Source organism: Candidatus Binataceae bacterium (genome assembly GCA_035294265.1).
Classification (GTDB): Bacteria; Desulfobacterota; Binatia; order Binatales; family Binataceae; genus DATGLK01.
In genome coordinates, this window is sequence record DATGLK010000010.1 from 168,494 (window position 1) to 192,560 (window position 24,067).

At 61.6% G+C, this 24,067-nt stretch carries 19 protein-coding genes; 6 read left to right on the plus strand and 13 right to left on the minus strand.

What is annotated here, in order from left to right; genetic code table 11:
* Positions 1–3 precede the first annotated feature (3 nt).
* From VKV28_01845 to VKV28_01880, 8 genes are all read right to left on the minus strand, one after another.
* Positions 4–1,458 carry a cytochrome b N-terminal domain-containing protein gene (locus tag VKV28_01845; protein ID HLH75525.1) on the minus strand — a complete coding sequence of 485 codons (1,455 nt, stop codon included), beginning with the start codon at positions 1,456–1,458 and terminating at the stop codon, positions 4–6.
* 15 nt (positions 1,459–1,473) lie between these two features.
* A complete protein-coding gene (locus tag VKV28_01850) occupies positions 1,474–2,004 on the minus strand; it encodes a Rieske 2Fe-2S domain-containing protein (GenBank protein HLH75526.1) in 531 nt (176 codons plus the stop codon).
* Positions 2,001–2,732, minus strand: a complete 732-nt coding sequence (locus tag VKV28_01855) for a cytochrome c (GenBank protein HLH75527.1) — start codon at positions 2,730–2,732, stop codon at positions 2,001–2,003. Before VKV28_01855 ends, VKV28_01850 begins: the two co-directional genes overlap by 4 nt.
* Positions 2,732–3,562, minus strand: coding sequence for a hypothetical protein (locus VKV28_01860; protein ID HLH75528.1), 831 nt, complete (start codon positions 3,560–3,562; stop codon positions 2,732–2,734). Before VKV28_01860 ends, VKV28_01855 begins: the two co-directional genes overlap by 1 nt.
* 13 nt (positions 3,563–3,575) lie before the next feature.
* On the minus strand, positions 3,576–4,178 hold the full coding sequence (locus tag VKV28_01865; GenBank protein ID HLH75529.1) for a cytochrome c oxidase subunit 3: 603 nt from the start codon (positions 4,176–4,178) through the stop codon (positions 3,576–3,578).
* Entirely contained in the window at positions 4,175–5,854 is a 1,680-nt protein-coding gene (gene ctaD / locus VKV28_01870; GenBank protein HLH75530.1) for a cytochrome c oxidase subunit I, read from the minus strand. The genes VKV28_01865 and ctaD overlap by 4 nt, the downstream gene beginning before the upstream one ends.
* A gap of 15 nt (positions 5,855–5,869) precedes the next feature.
* Positions 5,870–6,937: a cytochrome c oxidase subunit II gene (gene coxB, locus VKV28_01875; GenBank protein ID HLH75531.1), complete on the minus strand. Its 1,068-nt coding sequence runs from the start codon at positions 6,935–6,937 to the stop codon at positions 5,870–5,872.
* A 203-nt stretch (positions 6,938–7,140) separates the two neighbouring features.
* Entirely contained in the window at positions 7,141–8,094 is a 954-nt protein-coding gene (locus VKV28_01880) for an ABC transporter substrate-binding protein (protein HLH75532.1), read from the minus strand.
* A gap of 125 nt (positions 8,095–8,219) precedes the next feature.
* Between VKV28_01880 and nrfD the strand changes: the two genes are divergently transcribed.
* Positions 8,220–9,746, plus strand: coding sequence for an NrfD/PsrC family molybdoenzyme membrane anchor subunit (gene nrfD / locus VKV28_01885; protein ID HLH75533.1), 1,527 nt, complete (start codon positions 8,220–8,222; stop codon positions 9,744–9,746).
* Between the two features lie 6 nt (positions 9,747–9,752).
* Positions 9,753–12,593 carry a molybdopterin-dependent oxidoreductase gene (locus VKV28_01890; protein ID HLH75534.1) on the plus strand — a complete coding sequence of 947 codons (2,841 nt, stop codon included), beginning with the start codon at positions 9,753–9,755 and terminating at the stop codon, positions 12,591–12,593.
* Positions 12,594–12,610: 17 nt separating this feature from the next.
* Here the strand turns inward: VKV28_01890 and VKV28_01895 are convergent, their stop codons facing one another.
* The gene (locus VKV28_01895) at positions 12,611–12,853 is read right to left on the minus strand and encodes a hypothetical protein (GenBank protein HLH75535.1); all 243 of its coding nucleotides are present in this window, start codon (positions 12,851–12,853) and stop codon (positions 12,611–12,613) included.
* A gap of 168 nt (positions 12,854–13,021) precedes the next feature.
* Here VKV28_01895 and VKV28_01900 point away from each other — a divergent pair, with 168 nt between their 5' ends.
* The 3 genes from VKV28_01900 (at position 13,022) to VKV28_01910 (ending at position 16,704) form a co-directional block, all read left to right on the plus strand.
* The gene (locus VKV28_01900) at positions 13,022–14,407 is read left to right on the plus strand and encodes an MFS transporter (protein ID HLH75536.1); all 1,386 of its coding nucleotides are present in this window, start codon (positions 13,022–13,024) and stop codon (positions 14,405–14,407) included.
* Positions 14,408–14,562: 155 nt separating this feature from the next.
* The gene (locus VKV28_01905; GenBank protein HLH75537.1) at positions 14,563–15,600 is read left to right on the plus strand and encodes an amidohydrolase family protein; all 1,038 of its coding nucleotides are present in this window, start codon (positions 14,563–14,565) and stop codon (positions 15,598–15,600) included.
* Between the two features lie 102 nt (positions 15,601–15,702).
* Positions 15,703–16,704 carry a hypothetical protein gene (locus VKV28_01910; GenBank protein HLH75538.1) on the plus strand — a complete coding sequence of 334 codons (1,002 nt, stop codon included), beginning with the start codon at positions 15,703–15,705 and terminating at the stop codon, positions 16,702–16,704.
* A gap of 13 nt (positions 16,705–16,717) precedes the next feature.
* Here the strand turns inward: VKV28_01910 and VKV28_01915 are convergent, their stop codons facing one another.
* Positions 16,718–17,743, minus strand: a complete 1,026-nt coding sequence (locus VKV28_01915; protein HLH75539.1) for an amidohydrolase family protein — start codon at positions 17,741–17,743, stop codon at positions 16,718–16,720.
* Positions 17,744–17,912: 169 nt separating this feature from the next.
* Here VKV28_01915 and VKV28_01920 point away from each other — a divergent pair, with 169 nt between their 5' ends.
* A complete protein-coding gene (locus VKV28_01920) occupies positions 17,913–18,773 on the plus strand; it encodes an alpha/beta hydrolase (protein HLH75540.1) in 861 nt (286 codons plus the stop codon).
* 157 nt (positions 18,774–18,930) lie between these two features.
* Here VKV28_01920 and VKV28_01925 read toward each other — a convergent pair whose 3' ends face one another.
* The 3 genes from VKV28_01925 to VKV28_01935 all read right to left on the minus strand — a co-directional run bounded on the left by VKV28_01925 (position 18,931) and on the right by VKV28_01935 (position 23,716).
* Complete coding sequence (locus tag VKV28_01925) at positions 18,931–21,306, minus strand: MMPL family transporter (protein HLH75541.1); 2,376 nt, start codon at positions 21,304–21,306, stop codon at positions 18,931–18,933.
* Positions 21,307–21,416: 110 nt separating this feature from the next.
* A complete protein-coding gene (locus tag VKV28_01930; protein HLH75542.1) occupies positions 21,417–22,151 on the minus strand; it encodes a hypothetical protein in 735 nt (244 codons plus the stop codon).
* A 110-nt stretch (positions 22,152–22,261) separates the two neighbouring features.
* Complete coding sequence (locus VKV28_01935) at positions 22,262–23,716, minus strand: hypothetical protein (GenBank protein ID HLH75543.1); 1,455 nt, start codon at positions 23,714–23,716, stop codon at positions 22,262–22,264.
* Positions 23,717–24,067: the final 351 nt, after the last annotated feature.

The window sequence follows — 24,067 nt, forward strand, 5'->3', positions numbered from 1 at the left end:
GCTTCAGGGCTCGGCGGGCGGGGCGGAATTGCGCGCGGGAGGCTCGCCTGGAGGCGTCATGGTTTGCAGAAAATCCACGATCGCATCGACTTCCGACGGACTCAAGTTGCTGCCATAGGCGGGCATGTTACCACCGCCCTGCAGAATTTGACGAATCAGTTCGTTGCGCGTAAGCCGAGTGGCCACGTTGTCGAGCATCGGACCGCGTTTGCCGCCTTGACCGCCCAGCGCATGGCAGTTGCGACACTGTTTATCCTGGATGAGCAGCGCCCCCTGCAGTTGCAGCGGTGTGCGCCCCTTGACGTAATCCACAGGAGTTGGCACCGCGCTCCAGGCATCCATCACCGGCGACCAGGGCGAACTGAGGCCCAGCCAGGTCATCGTGGCAAAGAGCAGAAAGGCCAGAATCACGAAGACCACCGCGAAGGGGCGGCGGCGAAAGCTTTTTTCCCCAGTGCCGGAATAAAATGGCAGGCCAATCAGAATGGCAATCAGCACCACCGGCCCGACCAGGATCAAAAAAGTCTCGGTCCAGGGCGGAAGTAGGGCGAAGAGGGCGAACAACCACAGAAAAAAAATGTCAGGGCGGGGCACGGTTTCGATGATCGACGGATCGGGCCGCCCGTTGGGGCCAATCGGGCCGGCCAGCGCCGCCACAATCAGCAAAGCCAACACGATCAGCCCGGCAAAAATCAGATCTTTTTGCGCCGCCCAAGGAAAAAAGCTCTCGCCGTCGCGCTCCACCAGCTCGTGATATTCCCGGAGATAGGTCTCGCGCTTAACCACCCGACCCGGTACCGGCCACTCATTGATCCCTAGGCGCAAAACCAAAAACAAGTGCAGGCCGACAAAGCCCAGCAAGATGCCGGGAATCACGAAAACGTGCAGGGCGAAGAAGCGCGACAACGTCTCGCCCGCGATAATCGGACCGCCCAGCAGCAGATGGACAAGACGCGGTCCAAGCAGCGGCACTCGTCCCATGATCGCGGCCGCGATGCCCAGTCCCCAGTAGGCGTCTTGGTCAAAGCGCAGCACCTGCCCGGTGAAGGCCATCCCCAGCGTGCACAGCAGCAGAACCACGCCAGCCAGCCAGGTCAGCTCGCGCGGATACTTGTAAGCGCCGAATAGGAAGACCTGGATCAGATGGATGAACATCAGGGCCACCATGAAATTAGAGCCCCAACCATGCAGCGCACGTAGGTACCAGCCCAGCGGCTCCTGGTAATTGAGATAAATCAAGCTGTTCCAGGCGCGGTCGGCGGCAGGTACGTAAACCGTGGCCAGGCAGATCCCGGTGACGATCTGCAGGATCAGTACGGTAAAGGTCGCGCTACCAAAGACATACCACCAACTGGCCGAGTTGCGCGGTACTCGATGGCGGGCGGCTTCCTCGATCGCCCCCGCCAGATGGGTACGTTCCTCGAGCCATCCGCCGATCGCTCTTAACCAGCGCTGCATTCTCTCATCCGTCCGCTAAACCTGAGTCTGACCCAAGGTGGGCAACTCGCCCGCACGCACCCAGAGCTGCCCATTGCTAATTTTGTAGGAATAGCGATAGAGCGGGCGCGGGGGCGGTCCCGAAGCCCGCCGGCCGTCGGCGTAATAGACTCCGCCATGACAGGGGCACATGAACAACTGGGATTCCTGGAACCAGCGCACCGGACAGCCCAAATGGGTGCAATTGATGGCAAAGATTTGAAATTTATCCTGCGACAGGCGGCGCACCCAGCAGGGAATGTCAGCGGTGGAACCGTCCCAGGGTTTGACGAAGGGATTGCGATAGGTCGCCAGAAGGGTTTGGCCAAGGGGAAAATTCGTGACCGGCCCCAGCGCGATCCAGGTCAAGTAAGTGCGGCGCAAAGCCGGCGCCAGGAGATAACCCAGCACTGGAATGGCGAACAACAACGCAACGCCCGCGTTGAGCAGCGCCGCCAGCTTGAGCAACGCGCGTCGGGTGGGTTGTTCGTGCCGCTGGCCGTCGTGGGCCTGGGTCTCCTCACTCATCTGCTGCTCCTGGAAAGTTGCGCGCCGACATCGCTGCTGCCTAGCGCTGGCGGCCGTTGGGCGGCCAGCCAAGTCACGATATCGGTGACTTGCGTCGCGTCGAGTGGATGGCCCGCTGAATAGCCGCGCCAATTAGGATGGCCCAAATCGGGACGCCCTGCCACGATAACGGCAGCCAAATGCCGGTCGCTGACCAGGGTCAGATAGTCGGGATTGACAATCGCGCCGGGAGTGGCGCCACCGCGCCCATCTGGTCCGTGGCAGGAGGCGCAAAAGGCGAGATAATCCTGGCGCCCTTGCCGCGGATTGCCTTCGGCGCCGGCGAAAACCGGCGCACCGACCGCCGAGCTACCTTGCCCCCACCGCTGGCTAATCCCCTCGACCAGAATAGCGATTTGGCGGTCAGTGAGCGTACCGCCGGCGGCAAGCGAAAACCCGGGCATCGCCGTTCCGGGCCGGCCGCGCGCGATTAAATCGCGCAGCACCGAGGTTCCGAGCCAATTCACCAGCACCGGATTGTCCAGCGCCATCGCCGCGCCGAAGCGGCCATCCACACCGTGACATCCAGCGCAATTTTCGCCATAGAGCTGAGCGAAGTCGGAAACTGCGCTGGGCTGAACCGGCCGCTGGCTGGGACGCGGGCGGCCAGGCATCCCGTTGCACGCGCCCAACGCCAGCGCCCACAGCAGTGCCGCGATTCGCGAAACAACAGAGTAAGGATGGTTCATCACTGCTGGGGCCCGCGCAAGCCCGGGGCCTCCAATCCGCTGCGAACCGCGAACGGCATGAATTGAAGCGTATGAATCCGTTCGGCGCGGGCCGTGACCAATCCCGCGGTTAGGCCAAAGCCGAATTGGCAGAGCACGAACCACCCCCAGTCGATGCGCTGATCGAGCACTGGGTTAATCACGCTCAGGCTGGCCCACAGAAAGCCGCTCCACATCAGCGGCGCGATAACCCCACCGAAGAGCACTGGTCGGCGCGGCAGCATCGGGAGCAGTACGCCGTAGAGCAGGCCAACCAGCAGCGAGACCAGGGCGTGAATCAGCGTGGCGATGAGCAGAATTTCCAGATTGAAACGCGCCAGCTCCGAGAACCTGGCGTTGGCCAGTCCGGGCATCACGCTGGCGGCCAGAATGTTGATCGGATACCAGAGGCTGCCGTAACGCGCCCAGCCGTACAGCCCTGCCATCACCGCCATGACCACTCCGCCAGCCAACCCGCCTTTGATTCCCGCCGAATATGGATAGATCTCTAGCGGGAGGACCGCGCGATTGCCCGCCTCGCCGATTTCCAGCCGCGCCGCCGCCGGATGCGGCTGCCAGGCAATCGCCGGCTGGCGTGGGAGTTCGATCGCCTCGCAATGCTCTTGCGGTATCACCTCGCGCGCCCAACCCACCGCCCCGGCAATCGCCAAGACCGCGCCCACCAGGCTCACACTCAAGTTGAGGACCAAACCAGCGAAAAGGAACGCCAGCCCCAGCGCCATGAGCATCGGCCAAGCGGTAGGCGCCGGCACCTCGATTGTTGGCTGGGTCTGTGCTTCTCGTTCGGCCATCGCCTTGTCCCCTTCAGCGGCCCACCACGTAGACCGTAAGGAAGACCACCACCCATACGCAATCGACAAAATGCCAGTACCACGAGAGCATCTCGATCCGCTCAGCGTGGCGGCGCTCCACACTGCCGCGCAAGGTAAGCAGCAAGACGATGGCCAGACCAATCAGTCCCACGCTGACATGGAAAGCGTGCAAGCCGACCAGCGAATAATAGGTGGTGCCAAAGAGGTTGGTGTGGATGGTCAAGCCGTCGCGGTATATCAGCTCGTACCATTCACGCGCAGTGCCCAGGAGGAATTCCAATCCCAACAACCAGGTTATCAACCACCACATTGCGAAGCGGTCGCGCGCACCGGCCCGCAAATTGCGCATCGCCAGCACGATCGTCAGGCTGCTCGAGAGCAGACAGATAGTGTTGACGATCGGTGGGCTGAGCACATCACGCGGATAGGGACCGGTCAGGCTTTTGCCGATATAAAACACATAGGCCGCAACGAAGATCGAGAAGAAGGCGCTCTCGGTCAGGATGAGGCAAAGCATCCCAACCCGCCCGCGCGCCGGACGCTCTGACTCGGTGAACGCGTACACCGCCATCGCTGGTGCCGCTGACACGCTCATTCGTATCTCCAATCGGGGTCGTCGGGATGTTTCAAATCCCACAGTGGGCGGCGACTTTGAACCACCGGCAGCTGCGCGAAATTGTATTCAGGCGGGGGCGAGCTGGTGGTCCATTCTAGGGTCCAGGCATCCCAGGGATCGTCGCCAGCCAGAGTCCCGTCGTACAACGAGTGGACAACATTAATCAGAAACAACAACACTGCCACGGCTTGAAAAGCCACGCCGATACTGGCGATCAAATTGAACAGCTCCAAGCCGCGGCCGGCCTGATAAATATAGATTCGCCGCGGCATCCCATACATCCCGGCCAGATGGAGCGGATCGAAGGTCAGATGGAAGCCGATCAGGAGCAGCCAGAAGTGCCATCGCCCCAGCCGCTCGCTTAGCATTCGCCCGGTCGCCTTGGGAAACCAATAGTAGATGGCGGCGAAGATCATGAAGAGGATTGCGCCGACCAGGACGTAATGGAAATGGGCGACGACAAAGTAGGTATCGGTAAGCTGCCAGTCGAAGGGCGCCACCGCCAGAATGATGCCGGTCAAGCCGGCGATCAGAAACTGAAAGAGAAAGCCCAGACAGAATAGCATGGGCACCCGGAATCGCAGCTTACCGCCCCAGATCGTGGCCAGCCAATTGAAGATCTTAATCCCGGTTGGCACGGCGATGAGCATCGTCGAGGTGACGAAAAAAGCGTTGCCCGCCGGGCTCATCCCGACCGCGAACATATGGTGAGCCCACACCCCCAGGCTGATGAAGCCGATCGCGACCGAGGCCGCGACCATCGCCTGGTAACCGAAGATCACCTTGCGCGAGAAAACTGGGATTATCTCAGAGGCAAAGCCGAACGCGGGTAAGACCAGGATGTAAACCTCGGGGTGGCCGAAGATCCAGAAGAAATGCTGCCAAAGCAGGGCCGAGCCACCGGCCTGAGTGTCGAAGAAATGCGCGCCCAAGTAGCGATCCAGCAGCAGCATCACTTGGGCCGCGGACAGCGGCGGCAACGCGACCAACATCAGGAAAGCGGTCACCAGGCTCAGCCAGACCAGCACGGGCATCTTGTTCAGACTCATTCCCTCGCAGCGCAGGCTCAAGGTGGTCGCGACGATGTTAATCGCGGCGGCCGTCGAGCCCACGCTGGTCAGGAAGATGCTCAGAATCCAGTAATCGGTACTGTTGCCGCGCGAAAACGCACGCTCGGTCAGCGGCGCGTACGCAAACCAGCCTACGTTGGGCGCACTGCCCGCGCCGTACAGCCCTTCGGCACCCAGGTAGCTGAAATACAGCAGCAGCGCGCCGAACAACCACAACCAGAAGCCGAAGGCGTTAAGCCGGGGAAAGGCCATGTCCCGCGCGCCGATCATCAAGGGTAGCAGGTAGTTGATGAAGCCGATAAGAATCGGCATCCCCACCAGAAATACCATCGAGGTGCCGTGCATCGTCAACAGGCGATTGAAGACCGCGGGCGGGACCAGATGATTGTCGGGTAGCGCCAACTGCATACGCATCGTCGCCGCCTGCAATCCGGCGATCACGAAGAACAGCAGCCCCCCGCCGATATACATCAAGCCTAGCCGCTTATGATCGACCGTCACCACCCATTGGTGGATACGCTCCAAGCGGGGCAAACGGACCGCCTCCGCCTCCAACGTCAGCGCGGGTTCGAAACTACCGGCCATCGAGTTCTCTCCCCGCTAGCGCAGGCTCGCCAAGTAGGCGACCACCTGATTCAGATCGGCGGGCGACAGGTTCATCGCCGGCATTAGCACGTCGGGCTTGATGGTAGCTGGGTTGTCAACCCACACATGCAGATGGGCCGGGCTATTGAGCGCAGCGCCCGCGCCAATGGTGGCACGACTCATAAGGTGAGTCAGATCGGGACCAAAACGGCCATTGGCAACGGTGCCACGGATAGTATGGCAATTGACGCAGGCGGTGTGAAGGAACAGTTGGCGACCCGCCGCGGTACTGGCATCACGCAACGCCGGACGCTGCTGCGCCGCCACCCACTGAGCGAACTGGGCGGGCGGCTGCGCGACCACCCGGATCAGCATCAACGCGTGCTCGCTGCCGCAAAACTCCCCGCATTGCCCCAGGTAGGTCCCCGCCCGATGGGGATCGATCCACATCTCATTGCGCCGATTGGGGATAACGTCGGTCTTGCCCGCCAACCGCGGCACCCAAAAGCTGTGCGCGACGTCAGCCGACTCCAAGGTCAGCAAGGTCGGCCGAGGATGGGCCGGATCGCTCACTGGAACGTGCAACTCGTTGGCCGTGACAATCCCCAGGCTGGGATAGCGAAATTCCCACCACCATTGATGGCCGATCACACGCACCCGCAACGCATCGGTCGGTTGCGGCGCCGCGTGCACGATGTAGATGGTGCGCCCGGTGATCAAAGTCAGCACAAACGCAATCAGCACCGGCAGCGTGGTCCAGGCAAGCTCGATCGGATTACTGCCGTAAACCTGGGGCGGCTCGCGACCGTCATCGCCGGCGCGCTGGCGGTAGCGAATAATCGCGTAGCTCAGCAGGCCAGCCACCACCAGAAAGATTGCGCCGGTAATACTGAGTACGAAATAGGCCAGATGCGCGATCGCCGCGGCCGGGGTCGCAACTGGCGCAAAGATGTTGTTGGGCATCAGCTTGGCGTTGGCGGCGCCGGTGCCCCAATCCTGGCCCCAGGCCATCGCCACCCGCGCCAGGATGGTCATGCTCGCAAGCGCGGCGGCGGCCCGCCTTCCAAACCCACGCGCCGTCAAATCACGCTCCGCTGGCGCCCCGGATCCGCGCCCGGCTGTCGGGCCATTGCTCGCCGCGGTTGGAGGTCGCACGGCACCGCAACGAAATTACCGCATAGCAGCCGCATTGCCTCTGAATCTAATAGGACCAGCGTTGTAACGCCAGCCGCAGTCAAAGGAATTGTCACAACCAAAGCACGGCGCGGCTCGGCTGGGCTCGATTGTCAGGCCGCGAACATCTCTTCGGGCTCGTACAAGCGGCTCACCAGTCCCTGCTCGTAGGCATAATGCAGTCCCATCGCGATCGCCTTGCGATTATCGGGCACCTGCAGGCCGTATTCGTCGGGAAACAGGTCCAATTCGCGCAGCAAGCGGGCCGCTGTTCCCATGTGCTCGTGCTCCTCGCCGCGCTCGAACTGGGCGTGATAATGACGGCGTGCCTGTTGGCAAACGGCCAGGAGATCGCGGGCCAAGTCGGGATATTCGCGCAGCGCCGATTGCTTGAGTGTGATTAAGGTGTTGAGGGGAAAGACCCCGGTGGCTCGCACATAGGCGCGAATCTCGGCGTCGGGGTCGGCGAACAGGCGCGCGGTCTGTGCGGTGGGAGGTGGACCACCGCCAGCGGCGGCGATCGCATCGACCTCGCCGCGCTCCAGCGCCCTATGAGCGTTGGGCAGACCGCGCACCGGCCGCTCCACGATCGCGCTCTTTTCGATCCAATAACGGCGCGGCCGCGGGTACTCCAGCCCGCTCATGTCCTCGTGATCCTCCACCCAGTGAATGCGCTCGCACGCGATGTCGTACTGATGGGTCAGGATGCCGCGCAACCACATCGCGTAGTTGACCCCGAAGCTGACCATCCCAATTCGCTTGCCCACCAGGTCGGCGGGCGTGTGGATATTGGCGCTCTTGTGCACCATCAGGCCGTAATGAGGAAAGAAGCGGCTGGGGAAGGCCGCGATCGCGGTCAGCGGCTGGCCGCGGTCACGCGCAATGACGTAGTTGCTAAAGCTCTGCTCGGCGATATCGTGCGAGAGCTTGGTGATCATATCGACGAACAACGGCCAGGGGGCGGGACCAATCTCGGAGAGCTCGAGCACGTCGGGCACCTTGACCGTGCCGTCGAGCAGGAAGCGAGTGTCGTAACGACGGGCAAGGGGAAAACTAAGTTTCGTCATCGGCATACTCCAAGTCGGGGCTAAGCGCCGTACCAGACAGTCATTTCTACTTACGCAGGAACCGGCGGCTTGGCAAATCCGTGGACCGTTGACACCTTGTCAGGCTTTGCACACAGTTGCACATCATGCGCTACGGCTTCGTGATCGACCAGGAACGCTGCATCGGATGCCATGCCTGCACGGTGGCCTGCAAGGAAGAGCACAACGTCCCGGTGGGCGTGTTTCGGACCTGGGTCAAGTACATCGAGAAGGGAACTTTCCCCGCGGTACAACGCCATTTCGGCGTGATGCGGTGCAATCACTGCGACAACGCGCCCTGTATAGAGATCTGTCCGACCAAGGCGCTCTTTCGCCGCGACAACGGTGTGGTCGATTTCGACTCGCAGCGCTGCATCGGCTGCAAAAGCTGCATGCAAGCCTGTCCCTACGACGCCCTCTATATTGATCCAGCAAGTCACACCGCCGCCAAGTGCAATTTCTGCGCTCATCGCCTGGAGCTCGATTTGGCGCCCGCCTGCGTCATCGTCTGTCCCACCCATGCGATTATCGCCGGTGATTTGGACGCGCCCGAAAGCGAGATCGGCCGCACCGTCGCCAGCCGCCAGGTGGTCAGCCGCAAGCCCGAAAAGGCCACCCAGCCCAAGCTTTTTTACATAGGGATCGACGGCGACCTGCTCAACCCCGGCGCGCCCGCGGCGCAGCCTACTTACCTGTGGGCCGACAAACAAAAAGATGGAAATATCTACACTTTGTCGACTGACGAGGCGACGCTGCCGCCCGCCGGCTCGCGTGAAGTCTATAACGTCTCCCATCCAGCCCCCTGGGGCGCCAAAATCGCCGCCTACCTGTGGACCAAGTCGATCGCGGCGGGTGTCACGCTGGTGGCGGCCCTGCTGATGGGGCTTAAGGTCGCAGACCAGGCGCGGCTGTTTGGAATCGCCACCCCCGCGCTGGCCTTGGGATGGAGCGCGCTCACCGGATTGCTGCTTACCATCGACCTCAAGCGGCCCGAACGCTTTTATTTCCTGCTGACGAAATCGAATTTCAGATCCTGGCTGGTCCTGGGAGCTTATTTTTTGGGCGGTTACGGCCTGTGCGCCATGGCATGGCTGATTGTAGGGCTATTCGCTCTCGAACCTCCCGCTTGGCTGATCGGACTGACGGCGTTGATGGCGATCGGCACTGCGGCTTATTCGGGCTTCCTGTTCGCTCAGGCCAAGGGGCGCGATTTGTGGCAATCGCCGCTTTTCCCCTGGCATCTGGTGATCCAGGCGCTGGTCGCGGGCGCCGCGATGCTCATCATGTTCGCGGTCGCCGTCGGTTCGGACCGCTTGCTGGGAGCATTGCAAGCCGTCCTGGCCACGGCGCTGGTGCTGGACCTGCTGATGGTTCTAACCGAAGTCTACGCCGTGCCGCATAACCAGGACGCGCGCCTCGCGGTAGATTTGTTGAAGAGCGGCACGCTGGCCAAGCGGTTTTGGGGCGGCGCAGCCGGTTTGGGCGTGGTTGTGCCGCTGTTTGCGATGGCGATGGGCGCGAGCTTCGGCGGCGCGGTAGTGGCCGCGCCGCTCGCCGCCGCTGCCGCGTTGGCCGGCCTGTGGCAATACGAATTACTGTGGCTGGCGGCCGGGCAGGCCGCACCCTTGAGCTAGGTGCCAATGAAGACCAGCGACTATCCCGCGCCTCTCAATCCCGCAGTAAGCGATCTGGCGCCAGCCAACGAGTTGGCAAATTTTCCGCCCTCCTCGCGTTGGGAGGATTGGAGCGAATACGACCCCGCGAGTTGGCCGCGCAAGGTCAAGCGCGCCTACACCCTGGTGCCGACCATCTGTTTTAATTGCGAAGCCGGATGCGGCCTGCTGGCGTATGTCGATCCGGCGGCGATGAAGATCCGCAAGTTCGAGGGCAACCCCGAGCATCCCGGCAGCCGCGGCCGCAACTGCGCCAAGGGGCCGGCGACCCTTAACCAGGTCACCGATCCCGAGCGCATCCTGTATCCGATGCGCCGGGCGGGCGCACGCGGCACCGGCCAATGGGAGCGGGTCAGTTGGAATGAGGTGCTCGACGATCTGGCGGCGCGCATTCGCAGCGCACTGATCGAGAAGCGCCACAACGAAATCGTCTATCACGTTGGGCGGCCCGGCCATGAGCTGATTTACAACCAGCGCATCCTTCATTCATGGGGGATCGACGGCCACAACAGCCACACCAATGTCTGCTCGGCGGGCGCGCGAACCGGTTACGCCTTCTGGCACGGTATCGATCGCCCTTCGCCCGATCATGCCAACGCCCGCTTTATCCTGCTGCTGAGCTCTCATCTGGAGGCCGGCCATTATTTCAATCCCCATGCCCAGCGGATTATCGAGGGCAAGCAGCGCGGCGCAAAGGTGTGCGTGATCGACACCCGGCTGTCCAACACCGCGGCCAAGGCCGATTACTGGCTGGCAACCTGGCCCGGCAGCGAGGCGGCGGTGCTGTTGGCAATGTGCCAGGTGCTGCTCAGCGAAGGGCTCTACGATCGCGACTTCGTGCGCCGCTGGGTCAATTGGGAAGAATTCATGCGCGAGGAGCGGCCCCATGTGCCGCCCACCTTCGACAATTTCATCGCCGAGATAAAGCAGCTTTACGCCGAATTCACCCCGGAATTCGCCGAGCGCGAATCGGGCGCGGCGGCGGCGACAATCGTCGCGGTGGCGCGCGAGATCGGCCGCGCCGGCTCCGCCTTCGCCACCCATGTCTGGCGCAACGCGGCGGCGGGAAACCTAGGCGGATGGCAGGTGGCGCGGGCGCTGGAATTTCTGGTCGTGTTGGTGGGCGCGGTGGCCACTCCGGGCGGTACCCATCCGGCCGCAGCCAACAAATTCATCCCGACGCCGCCGCTGATGCCGCCGCCGCCCAAAATCTGGAATGAAACGATGTGGCCGCGGGAGTTTCCTCTGGCCTTCTTCGAGATGAGCTTCCTGCTGCCCCATTTCCTCAAAGATGGGCGCAGCAAGCTGGCGATATACTTCTCGCGCGCCTACAACCCGGTGTGGACCAATCCCGACGGCCTGTCCTGGATCGAGGCGCTCAGCGACGAAAGCAAGGTCGCACGCCACGCCTGCCTGACGCCGATTTGGAGCGAAACTGCCTGGTTTGCCGATTATGTCTTGCCGATGGGCCATGCCTCGGAGCGCCACGATCTGCTCAGCCAGGAGACTCATGCCGCGCGCTGGATCGGCTTTCGCCAGCCCGTCCTGCGCGTGGCCTTGGAACGCCAGGGCAAGCGCTTTCCCACCACTTGGGAAGCCCATCAGGCGGCCGGCCTGGGCCAGGTGTGGGAAGAGGACGAATTCTGGATCGAGCTGTCCTGGCGGATCGACCCCGACGGCGCCCTGGGCATCCGCCGCTACTTCGAGTCGCCCTACCAACCCGGAGTCAAGCTCACGCTGGATGACTACTATAGCTGGATCTTCGAGAACAGCGTCCCCGGCCTACCCCAAGCCGCGGCCAAGCAGGGACTGACGCCGCTTGGCTACATGCGCAAGTACGGCGCCTTTCTGGTCGAGGACCAGGTTTATAGCACCCACGAAACCGCGCCGGCCGCGCATGGCGAAACCGAGGTCGATCGAACCACCCGCATAGTCACCCAAGCCGGCACACCGATCGGCGTTGAGATCGACGGCGCGCGCCATGTCGGTTTTCCCACTCCCTCGCGCAAGCTGGAGTTTTATTCCAAGACGCTGAAGGACTGGAAGTGGCCCGAGTACTCGGTCCCGACCTACATCCGCAGCCATGTCCATTGGTCGCAGATCGATGCCGCAAAGGGCGAGATGCTGCTGCTGCCCACTTTTCGCCTGCCCACCCTCGTCCACACCCGCTCGGCCAACGCCAAGTGGTTATACGAAATTTCCCATAAAAACCCGCTGTGGCTGCATCCGCGCGACGCTATCCGCCTGGGTGTGCGCACCGGCCATCTGCTCAAGGTGCAAACCGAGATCGGCTATTTCGTCGATCGAGTGTGGGTCACCGAGGGTATCCGCCCCGGCGTCATTGCCTGTTCCCATCACCTCGGCCGTTGGCGGCTGGCAGCCGATAAGGGAGGCGAGCGCTGGGCCAGCGCGCTGGTGGATCTGAAGCAGGCCGAGCCTGGGCGCTGGCTGATGCGCCAAATAACGGGCATCCAGCCCTTTGCCAGCGCCGATCCTGATTCGCAGCGGGTGTGGTGGCAGGACGCCGGGGTCCATCAAAATCTGACCTTTCCAGTGCAGCCCGACCCCGTCAGCGGCCAACACTGCTGGCATCAGAAGGTCGTGGTAACGCGACCCGCACCCGAGGACCGCTACGGCGATGTCTTCGTCGATACCGATCGCGCCCATGAAGTGTATCGGCGTTGGCTCAAGCTGGCGCGCCCGGCGCCCGGCCCCGACAACCTGCGCCGCCCCTTATGGCTGGCGCGGGTCTATCGGCCCGACGCTTCCGCCTTCGTGATTCCAACAACCGGCAGCGAGGCCCCGTAGCCTCAACTCTGCCGTTCTTAACCGAGCCGTGGCGCAGCCGGCGTGGAACTTATATCGGCCAGCCGCAATTGCACGGATGGGAGGAGGTTGGGTGAGGCGGCCGAGCTATCGGCGGGCTCGCTGATACCGGTCAGTTCTTCGACCGCTTCTTCGCCCACGGCCAGAACTGCGACCGTTCCGAAAATCAAGATTGCTACAAGTAAGAAGGCGGCGCCGGCAGACAACTCGCCGGACATCAGATTGCGCCAAAATTGCTTCATAACGCTGGCTATCCCTGCCCTCAAAACTATCTCTTGCGCGCGGGACAGAAAACCCACCCCTTGGTGCGCGCTTCCCAGCTTGTGCCCGGCGGCGAAACGGAGCATGTAACGGAGACAGGCGCGCGGATTGCGGCCGTAGCCAGCGCGTTGGAAAGGGTCAACCTTACGGTGGAAGCGGGATCGACGCCGCGCGCGCAGCCGGCACATGATTACCAAATCGCGGCACGCCTGGAGCGGCTGCCGATTGCCAGGTGGCATACCCGGGTCCGCTTGGTGGTGGGTTTTGCCTGGTTTTTCGACTCCTTCGATGCGCTGGCGATCGCTTACGTCTTGCCAGTGTTGGTGCCGCTATGGAAGCTCAACCCGGTTCAGATCAGTAGCCTTATCGCAATTGGTTATGCCGGCCAGGCACTGGGCTCGGTCTATTTCGGTTATACGGCGGAGCGGCGTGGCCGGATTCCGGCCTTGCTGTGGTCGGTTGCGCTCTTTTCGGTCACCAGTCTGCTGTGTGCCGCGGTCTGGAGTTACACGTTACTGTTGACCATTCGCTTCGTGCAGGGCCTGGGGCTGGGCGGCGAAATCCCCGTTGGCCATTCCTACATGAACGAAATCGCCAAGGCCAGTCAGCGCGGCCGCTTCATTTTGCTCTATCAACTATCGGCGCCGCTGGGCATCAGCGCGTCAGCCCTGGCCGGGGTCTGGATCGTTCCCAATCTGGGTTGGCAATGGATGTTCGTGCTGGGCGCGGTCCCGGCCCTGATTATGCTGCCCTTGATCGCGGGCTTGCCCGAATCACCCCGTTGGTTGGCCAGCCGCAGTCAAGTGGTCGAAGCCGACCGCGTGCTGAGCAAGATAGAAGCCGCGATTTCCGACCACGGCCTCCGCCCTTTGCCGCCGATTCCCGAGCGGGCGCCCGCGGTCGTAGCCGCCTCCACTCGCTTCAGCGATCTGCTCCGAGGGATATATCTGCGCCGCACGCTGGTGGTGTGGTCGATCTATTTCTGTACCTACCTGGTAACTTACGGACTGACCGGCTGGCTGCCCACGATTTACCGGACGGTCTATCACCTATCGGTTCGCCAAGCACTCAATTTCAGTTTCATCACGACGCTGGTCTCGTTGGCGGGATCGCTGGCGGTCGCGCTTCTGATCGATCATACCGGCCGCAAGCCATGGATTAGCGCTGCCCTCATCCTGGGTGCGCTCCCGTTGTTCGTCCTCACCGGCAGCGCTTCGATGAGCGCAAACCGGGTGCTGATCCTGGTGGCGTTGGGACTGACAGGAGTGAACACGGTGGCGCTTGCGATGGGCATGTACACGGCGGAAAACTACCCCACCCACTTGCGCTCGCTGGGTGGCGGCGTGGCCGCGGCATGGTTGCGCGTGGCCGCGATGATCGGTCCCTACGTGGTGGGATTTGTGCTGCCGGCGGCCGGGATGGGCGCGGTGTTCTCTGTCTTCGGCGGCTCGGCGTTGCTAGGTGGGCTTATCTGCATGCGGTTTGCGATCGAGACTCGCAACCGCGTGATGGAAGAGCTGGCGCCGGTAGTTTAGTTCTGCTTGCCGGCGCGCGCGCTTTTTCTGCATCCAATCCAGTTGGCGCAGCGCTTGAGAGGGCGCTACTGTAGGCAGAGTTTTCGCTGTCCGCCGCGCGCGGTGGACACAAGCTATTTCTCAATCCACCGCTGACCAAGGAGAGCGAAGGACGCATGAAAGTAGATGTTTATCCGCATATTTTTCCGCGGGCCTTCTTTGACAAGATGGTCGAAGTCGCACCCGACAAAAACGCAATCAAGCGCTGGCTGAATATCCCGGTGCTCTATGATCTGGACGCCCGCCTGCGGATGATGGACGAGTTCCAGGAGTACCAGCAAATCCTGACCCTGTCCCTGCCCGCCATTGAATTCATCGCGCCGCCTGACGGCTCGCCTGAGCTGGCGCGAATCGCCAACGACGGGATGGCCGACATCTGCCGCCGTTATCCCGACCGCTTCCCGGCCTTTGCCGCTTCGCTGCCGATGAACAACGTGCCTGCGGCACTGGCCGAGATGGAGCGCGCGATCGATCAGCTGGGTGCGCGCGGCATCCAGATTTTCACCAACGTCAACGGCCGGCCCCTCGACGACCCCGAATTCGCCCCCATCTTCGAGCGCATGCAGGCCTACGACCTGCCTATCTGGATGCATCCCACGCGCGGGCCGGGCATGACCGATTATGCCAGCGAGCCCAAGTCCAAGTACGAGTTGTGGTGGCTATTCGGCTGGCCCTACGAAACCTCGATCGCAATGGGGCGGATGGTGTTCTCGGGCTTCTTCGATCGCTGGCCCAACATGAAGCTGATAACCCATCACCTGGGCGCGATGGTGCCGTTTTTGGAGCAGCGCATCGCCTTGGGAATGGATCAGCTTGGCACCCGCACGGCGGAAGTGGATTATACCACCATCGTCAAGGAGATGAACGCCAAGGGCAGACGGCCGGTGGATTACTTCCGCATGTTCTACAACGATACCGCGGTCAATGGGTCTCGGTCGGCGATCCGTTGCGGGCTGGATTTCTTCGGCGACGACCATGTCCTGTTCGGCACCGATTGTCCCTTCGATCCCGAGGGTGGCCCCACTTTCATCCGCGAGACCATTCGCGCGATCGACGGGCTCAAGCTCAAGAAGGCGGAGCTGGCCAAACTTTACAGCGACAATGCCTACAAGTTGCTCAAAATGGCGCCGCCCAAGCGGCGAGGCAGGAAGTAGTCTGGCGCGGGCCGCGGATGCCGACATCCCCGGCCCACCCTTTTTTGCCTCGGCTGGCGACGCGCATTAGACTGAACGGACCAATATTCCGAGGTGGGCGCCATGGCTCGAATTGTCGCTGGTATTGGCACCTCTCACAGCCCGGTCCTGGTTATCAAACCGCAACTTTGGCCCGAGCGGGTCAAGCGTGAGATGAACAGCCAAGATCTCTACGACCGCACCGGCCGGCGCGTGAGCTATGTCGAACTGGAGCGCCAAGTAGAGCGCCGCTACGCGCCACTGGCGACGGTGGAAAATTTCGTCGGCTTGGACAGTAGCGCGCAGCGCGCGCTCGACCGTTTGGCTGACGACATGGCCGAGATCGATCCAGATGTAGTGGTGATTATCGGCGACGACCAGGACGAGTTATTCGGGATGGACAATCTGCCGGCGTTGGCTATCTGTTATGGCTCGACCATTAGCACCGAATGGTCGTCTTTTCCGCCCGGCGACGAGCAATGGGTGCTCGACGTCAAGCGAGGTTACGGCGTGGACGGCCATCATGAATTCGCCGGTGCGCCCGAGGCCGCGCGAAGTCTAATCGAACATCTGATCGAGCAGGGAATCGACGTTGCCGCCAGCAGCGGGGTGCCGCCAACCTCCAAACATGGCGGCTTCGGCCACGCCATCACCTTTCCGATCATCCGCCTGATGCGCAAGCGGCAGATTCCGGTGGTGCCGGTTCTGCTCAATACCTATTATCCACCCAACCAGCCCACTCCGGCGCGTTGCTTCGATATCGGGCGGGCGATGCGAACGGCGCTCGAAGCCTGGCCTGAGCCGGCACGCGTGGTGGTGATGGCTTCAGGCGGCCTGAGCCATTTTGTCACCGACGAATGGCTGGACCGAACGCTATTGGACGCGCTGCGCGACGGCGACGAGTACACTCTGCGTACCATCCCGGCCAAGCTGCTCAATTCGGGCAATTCCGAAATTCGCAACTGGATCATGATGGCGGGCGCGATTGCTGGCCTGAACTTCACCATGCGCTGGCACGAGTACGTGCCGATCTATCGCAGCCCTGCGGGCACCGGAATCGGCCTGGGCTTCGGCCGCTGGAACTAAGGCCGGCCCGCGGCTACTTCAGCCCGTACAGGGTGCGGGCGTTGGTGGCAAACAGCTTGCGCTTGCTCTGCTCCGACAGGTCGGTGCGCTCGGCCAACTCATGGATGTTCTCCGGGTACTCGGAGTCCCAGTGTGGGATGTCGGAGGCAAAAACCAGGATCTCGTCACCGAAGCGGCGCACCATCTCGGCGATCGATTGCTCGCCCGCCTCCAGGCCGAAGTAAATATTGCCCTGGCGCAGATAATCACTGGGCTTGCGCCGGCATTTGGGTGCCTCCAGCTTCCCTCGCAGCTCCCATTCCTCGTCCATCCGATCGATCCAGAAAGGCACCCAGGTACAGCCAGCTTCCATGAAGCCCAGCTTGAGTTTGGGAAACTGCTCGGGTACGCCGCGAAAAATCATCGAGGCGAACTGGGTCATCTGGGCAAAAGCGTGGGAGAGAGTGTGGACTTCGATGAAATTGTCGAAGATATCGGCGCCGAAGTATTGAGGTCCGCGCACGGTGGCATGCGAGGCCAGCATGCAGTTAAGCCGCTCGGCCTCGGCATATACCGGCCAGTACATTTCGTGACCCAGGGGATGACGTAGACCCACCGAGGGCAGCATCGCGCCCACCATCCCAAGCTGCTCAACCGCACGGCGCAGTTCGCGCACGGCGGCGGAAACATCCTGCATCGGCAGCAGAGCGATCCCCTTCAGACGTGAATCGCGTCGCGTGTACTGTGCGTGGAAGAAATCGTTGTAGGCGCGGCACAAGGCAGCGGCAAAATCGGCCTCTCGAATCCAGCCGATGCTCAGCCCCTGGGTGGGAAAAAGCACCGCTATTTCCATCGGTCCGCGCTTCATCGCCTCCAGCCAATCCTCGGGCGTGCGCACATTGTGGCCTAGGCTGCCCCGCACCGAACGATCCCAGGCGTCGGTGGGATAGTAGGAACGAAACCCCTGCGATGGGCCGTACTCGCGAAAGGCGGGCTCCATGTATTCGGCCAGTGCCGCGGTGCCCTCGTTGATATGGCCGTCAGCATCAATTATTTCCATCGCTGTTTCCTTCCAATTGAGGTGGTTGCGGCGCCGAGCCGGCTTGGTTTGACGCTAATCCGCCCTCGCGCGCGCCGTCAAGAGAGTCGGCATGCTTGGGGCGGCGCTCGACGCGGCGGTCATCGGCAACTAAGGTTCCCAATGAGCACAGCGCTGCGGAGGTTCGAACATGGCGCTATTTTTGGACTACGAGCAGGAAGCCCTCGATCGCCAACTCGAGCCGCGCACGGGGGTGGCCGATTTGGAGCGCGCGATGGCGCGTAATGGCGAGCTCGCGGCAGCGGCCTTGCGGCTTCGCACGGCGGTTGATGTAAGTTACGGCCCCCGCGAATTGGAGAAATTAGACCTCTACGCTGCCTCTCGGTCGGGCGCGCCGATCTTGATTTTTTGCCATGGTGGCGGTTGGCAGGCGCGCAGCAAAGAGGACGCTGCTCTGCTGGCGCCAGCCTTGATGGCGGCCGGGATAAGTCTGGTCACCCTCGACTTCGAGCCGGTCTCGGCGCACGGCCTGGAGCAGATGGTCGCCCAGATCCGCCGCGCGATCGCCTTCATCTATGCCAACGCCGCGGCCTGGGGCGCCGACCCGTCCAACTTGCATATCGCCGGCCATTCCTCGGGCGCCCACCTGGCCGCGATGCAATTGGCGGACGGTTGGCAGGCGGCATTGGGCTTGCCTACCGATACCATCAAAAGCGCTGTATTGCTCAGCGGCCTATACGATCTCGAGCCGGTGCGACTGAGTTTTCGCAACCAGGCCTTGAAACTCGACGCGCAAAGCGCACGCAGCTTGAGTCCGCTGTACCAGCTCGGACATCCTCGCCCGCTCATCGTAGCCTGGGGAGATTTGGAAACCGAGGAATTTCAGCGTCAGTCACATGTGTTGGCCGCAGCCGCCACTAGCGTCGGCTTCACGGTGGACTCGGGCGCCCAGCCACACTGCCATCACTTCAATATCATGCAGGCCGTAATCCAACCCGACGGCTCTTTGTACCGGCGTCTGCTGACTCAGCTCAACATTTCTCGGTTATGAAGTCGGAATCAAAAAGCCCGGAGCAGCCCACAAGCATCGTTTGTGGTTGTCCTGCGTAAAAGCTGGCCGCCTTTCTCAGTCTTTCCCGCTGACCGGGCGAGTTAAGAGCGAGCAGATTTTTTGCCAGCCCGCTAGACCTTGGACGAGCACGTTGCATTCACGCCGCTGAGCGGGCCTTACGCGCCTGCCCGCGAGTCACGAAGCTCACCCCCAACCAGGTGATAAAGGCGGGAACCACCACTACCCCGGCGATCAGATTGAGCAGCATCAATAGCGCCAGCAGCAAGCTCATGTTGGCATGGAACTGGGCGGGCGAAAACATCCATGGCACGAGCGCGCCGATCATAATGGCGAAGACCATCAGAACCGTACCACCAGTACTCTGTTTGGCCAAAATCGCAGCGTTGATCAGCCCCATGCCGCCTCGCACTTCGTCGCGCAGGCGCGAAACCGTATAGATTCCATAATCCACCCCCAGACCGATGCCGAGAGAAATGACGGGCACGGTATCGATGGTCAAGCCAATGTGGCGCAATTGCAAATAAACGAAAGCACCGAAATTGGCCAGGATGCAGGCGCCCACGAACAACAGCCCGGCACTGAAGGAGCGAAACGCCACGGTGCAGAATACAAAAACGCACGCCAAGACGAAAAAGATGTTGCGCATGTCCAGCCGAAACAACACGTCATTGGCGGCGGCGTAGAGCCCGGCGATCCCGCCCAAACACTCCAGCCTGAGCCCGCGCAGATCGGGATGATGCGCCAGGTAACCACGCTGGAAATCCCCTAACGCGCGTAGCAGATTATCGAGGCTGGCGGCGGTGTGATCTTTAAGGATGACGCGAATGCAGGTGGTGTTGCGATAGGAAAACTGCTCGAGCGTGGCCCGCGCCTTTCCATGCATAAACATCATGACGCTGTACAAGACAATGCGATTGCCGCTGGGCAGCCCATGGAATTTGGGATGGCCGTCGTAAAGCAGCGGTTGCGAAGGGATAATTGCGTCATTAGCCAGCGTTTGCACATCCCGCACTACCGGGTCGTTCAGCAAGAAATCGCGCAGGGCGACCTGCATGCGCAGCACTTTGAGATCGTTGATGCGCAATGCGGGCGGGTTCGAAGAATTGGGCACGGCCGCAACGGCCCAGCCCTCGTCGGTGGGGAAATTGCGCTCTACTTGAACCAGGTCCCGATTAACCTTGGCGGTAGCCTTGTACAACGGCGTGCCCGGCGCGAAATATCCCACCCGCGCCCGCAACCCGCTGACCACGCCCCAGACCAAAAAGACAAGCGCGCCGAGTATAAGCGCGGCCCGGCCGGGGCCCGGCTCGGTGCCCCAATGAGCCAGCCGGTAGCCGAGTTCACGCACACGGGGATAGGTTCGGGCCGGCGCAACGAATTCGCGTACCGGTAAATAGCTCATCAATACCGGCTGAAAGACGAACACCATCGTCAGGCTGGCAGCCAACCACACCGTGCCGGCCTGGGCGATATGTTCCAGAGCAGGAATCCCGCAAAAAGAGATAAAGATGATTCCGGCGACATCGGCCATGATGGCGAGCAGGCCAGCGGGGAGCATGTAGTTGGTGGTCAGAATGCAGGCTTGGGTCGAATCGCCGAGCTGCCCGCGCAGGTAGTAATAACGCCGCTGCCACTGCACGCCATGACTGATGTCGCGCGCAGTCAAGAGCAAGGGCACCACCAGCATCAACGGATCGAAATCGTAACCCCGCAGTCCCACCCAACCCAGGCCCCACAAGGCCGAGAAAGTACCGGTAACGGCCGGCACCCACCATGAGCCCGCCCGTCTTAGGCAGAGGTACAGTGCCAGCACCATCAAGCCGATGGAGAGGCAAAATATCCCTTTAATTACACCAAAATAATGGTAGCCATAGCCGCGGACCACCGGTTCACCCGCGACATAGATTGCGTTGTTGGCGTTTTGGTAGCGCTTAACGATAGCCTGGATGGCGGCGAACAGCGCGGTATAGTCTTCGGCGTTGCTCTGTAGCAAGGTCCCCACGACCGCCACGCTCTTGTCGTCGGGGCTGATCAAGTTGCGCACCTCGTTGCGATGGACCCGCACCAACTCGCGTAGGTGTGCAATCTCCTTGGGAGTCTCGGGCACTTGCGGATCGATGTAATTGCGCCAGCGGATCCCACCCGGAACCGCAGAAGCGTAGCTGGTCATGTAAGAAGCCAGCGAGAAGACCATGTCGTGGTCAATCCGGGGCAGCCGTTCGGTGTCGTCCTGGATATTCTCTAGGCGGGCCAAGGTGTCGGGGTTGAAGATGTCGCCATGCCGGACGTGGAGCACGAACACCACCTTTTCGGCCGATCCGTAATGTAAGTAGCGTTCGTACAGCTTGACGTAGGGGTGATCGCTGGGAAACAAGTCAATGAAATTGGTGGCGATTCTAACCTTGAGGGCCGCCATCGCCATCAGCGCGGTCGCTACCAACAAAATCGCGCCAATCCAGTGGCGCTGGTTGAGAATCAGGCGGCCGAGGCCCCCAGCTTCTGGGTCGTTCATTCAGCGTACCCCATGTATGTTCATCAGGCGGGCGCAGGCGTCCCGGGCCACCCAAAGAGCGCAAGCGACCAGCGGCGCGCTCAGGCCAGCGCGGAAATGGGTAATAGTGCTCAAGTGGGAATCTCGGCGCGGGGTAGCTGGTCGCCAGCCGCACCGATGCCGTTCAGGTAATGTTCCCAGACCACCAGGTTGATGCGACAGGCTTCTACTACCGCCTCCTCCATCTTCAAGTCGGCGGCATATTGCGCCACTGCATTCCAGCCCAGGTTGGAATGCTCGATGTCGGCGGCCTCGTGCAGGCCGAAAAAGTGCAATTCATGCTCTCGCAGGCCAAACAATTTGCCCCAGCGCCGCCGCTCCAGCCCAAACCAGCCTAACTCGCGCATCAGGCCGCGCCCGTAGCCGGGGACGTTGATTCGCTCCGCGCAGGTGTTGGCCACCAGTCCCTCCAGCCAGTGGCGGTTTTTCATCAACGCTTCCCACGCCAACCAGCACATGCGGGTGGAATCCAGCGCAGGATAGGTCAGGATGCGCTCCAGCGACAACCCTATCCGCACCCCCAATTCTTCCAGAATTCGCCAATGTGGCTTGCCCCCGCCATGGGCGTGATCGGCGATTATTTCCTCGGCGCTGGCACCGATGATTCGGAGGCGCAGGTCCCAATCCGGGGTGTTGGTGGCCACCGCCAGCTTAAGCACCGAATTACGCTGGCGCGTGTTGAGGCGATGTTGAAACACGAACATCGCCGCACGGCCGCGGCTGAGTGGTTCATTGAAGAACCGCGTGCGCACAACGAAATCGCTGACAACTTGGTCCATCCGCTTGACCACGGTTGAACTCTTCATCGAATGATCACCGCTTTCAGGCTTGCCGTGGTTGCCCGAAATGTTTGTACACTTCCGTCGCTTGCATAGCGCCCAACGGCCGCCAGTTGCAAGCAGCGCGAAATTTTGGCTCAGAAAAGCGGACAGGCGGCGGGTAAAGCGCGGCTGTCAATTCCTTCGCAACCGTTGACAACCGTCAAATTGCCCCGATGGTCCAGACGCACGGTCCAGATGCTGTCGTAATCCTCAGCGGGCCAGGCCGGTACTTGCGGCGCGGCGCCGGTAGGATAATAGGCGTCAATCAGATTCTGCACAATCGCGGGAATGCGGTTATGTTCCCAGGCTATCAGCAGGCGGTGATGGCTAAAAGTTCCGCCCTTGAAGAAAAAGTCGGTGGTAGGACAAGGGAAAGGCGCTCTGGTCTGACAATCGTTCCACAGCGAAGTGGTCATCAGACCGAAAGGTAGTGCGTCGGCGATCGCGTAGGGAGCCACGGTAAGCGCCGGCCTAACGTAGGACCACCGCCGTCCCTGATGCCGGCCGCCGACCGTTTGCGCGGGGTCCACCGAGTAGACCAGATCCGGATTTATTTTACCCCGCAAGACCTCGGGCAGGGCCAGCGCCCGCCATTGCCCGGCACAAACGTTGTTGCCATCCTCGAAAAAGCGCCCCGGATGAGCTTCGGCGTGACGGATGAGCCAGACGGTTTCGTCGCGATTGAGCCCGGGCACTGGGGCCGCATCACGCGCGGTGATCTGGATTTTGAAGGGTTGCTGCTCCATGCACGACTTACTCATCGGCAGCGGCGCTGGTAGATCAGGATAAGTCGGCGCAGGGCTGAGAGGATTGCGGTAAACAATCAAGCGCGTGGCTTGTGGCCTAATCGCTATCGCATAAATGGTATCGGGGCCAGGATAGCGGGTCGGAATCACCAAGTGGTAATGACCCTCGCGGTCGATTTCGGTCATCAGACGAGCGAGGGTTTCCCAGGGCGCGCAGAAGAGGTAGAAGCCCGCAGCTCCTGCCTGGATGACACCACGCACCAGGGCTTCGTTGTCCCCATTGCGGTCGCCGAAATCCAGCCCTTGGCAGGCAGGGCAGGGAGGATGTGGCGTCGCCAGCCCCCGGGGCTGCGCCCAGGGGGCGTAAGTAACGTTAAGTGGAAAGCTGTTGGCGGTAACCACTTCTCCGCCGCGAATGGGCAGGGAGATCTGGTTGAGCAGCGCGAATTGTTCCACGCTCTCGGCCGCCACCAGGTCAGGCAGCTGGGCGGCGGTCTGCAAATGGGTCATCGGTTCCAACACATAGACGGCATCGACGTCATGCCCACCGAACACGCGGCGCCGCAAATAGGTTGCCATCATCAGGGTGCGCCGCAAACCTCGATCGGTCAGGTTTGCGGTGACTGGATTGATGTCGCCCCGCGCGTGGTGAGCCTGATCCTCACTGACCACGAAAATCAGATTTATCGCGCGAGGATCGAGCGCCGTTGAATTGGCTGGCGTAGTCGCGCCGGCCAGCGACGAGATACACCCGAGCATGGTGACAAAAAATGCAAACATCGCTAGGGGTTTGCCAAGAAGCATTCCTGTGTCCGCCAGTGTCAGATTCCCTGAAAGCTCAGGGGCACACGCCTTTTCCGGCATCGCTCCGAGCGCGACCGGCGGCTTTGTAGCCGCTTGCCTTTGATGTCGGTTAGCCGGACGTCGATAGATTGTGCCGTGCCGTTGAATATCGGGCAAACTCATACGCCAGGATCTGTATGCCGGCCACCGGTTACCGCTAGACTTAAATCGCCCTGATGCTTGGCGCGAGGAGTTTTTTCGGATTGCAGATCTACCGGGCCATAATCTCGATGGTGATTTTCGTCATACGAACGCGATGGCGGAGCCGCCAGGGCTGAGGCCTTGCCCACCCACCGTTGGCGCCAGTAGGAC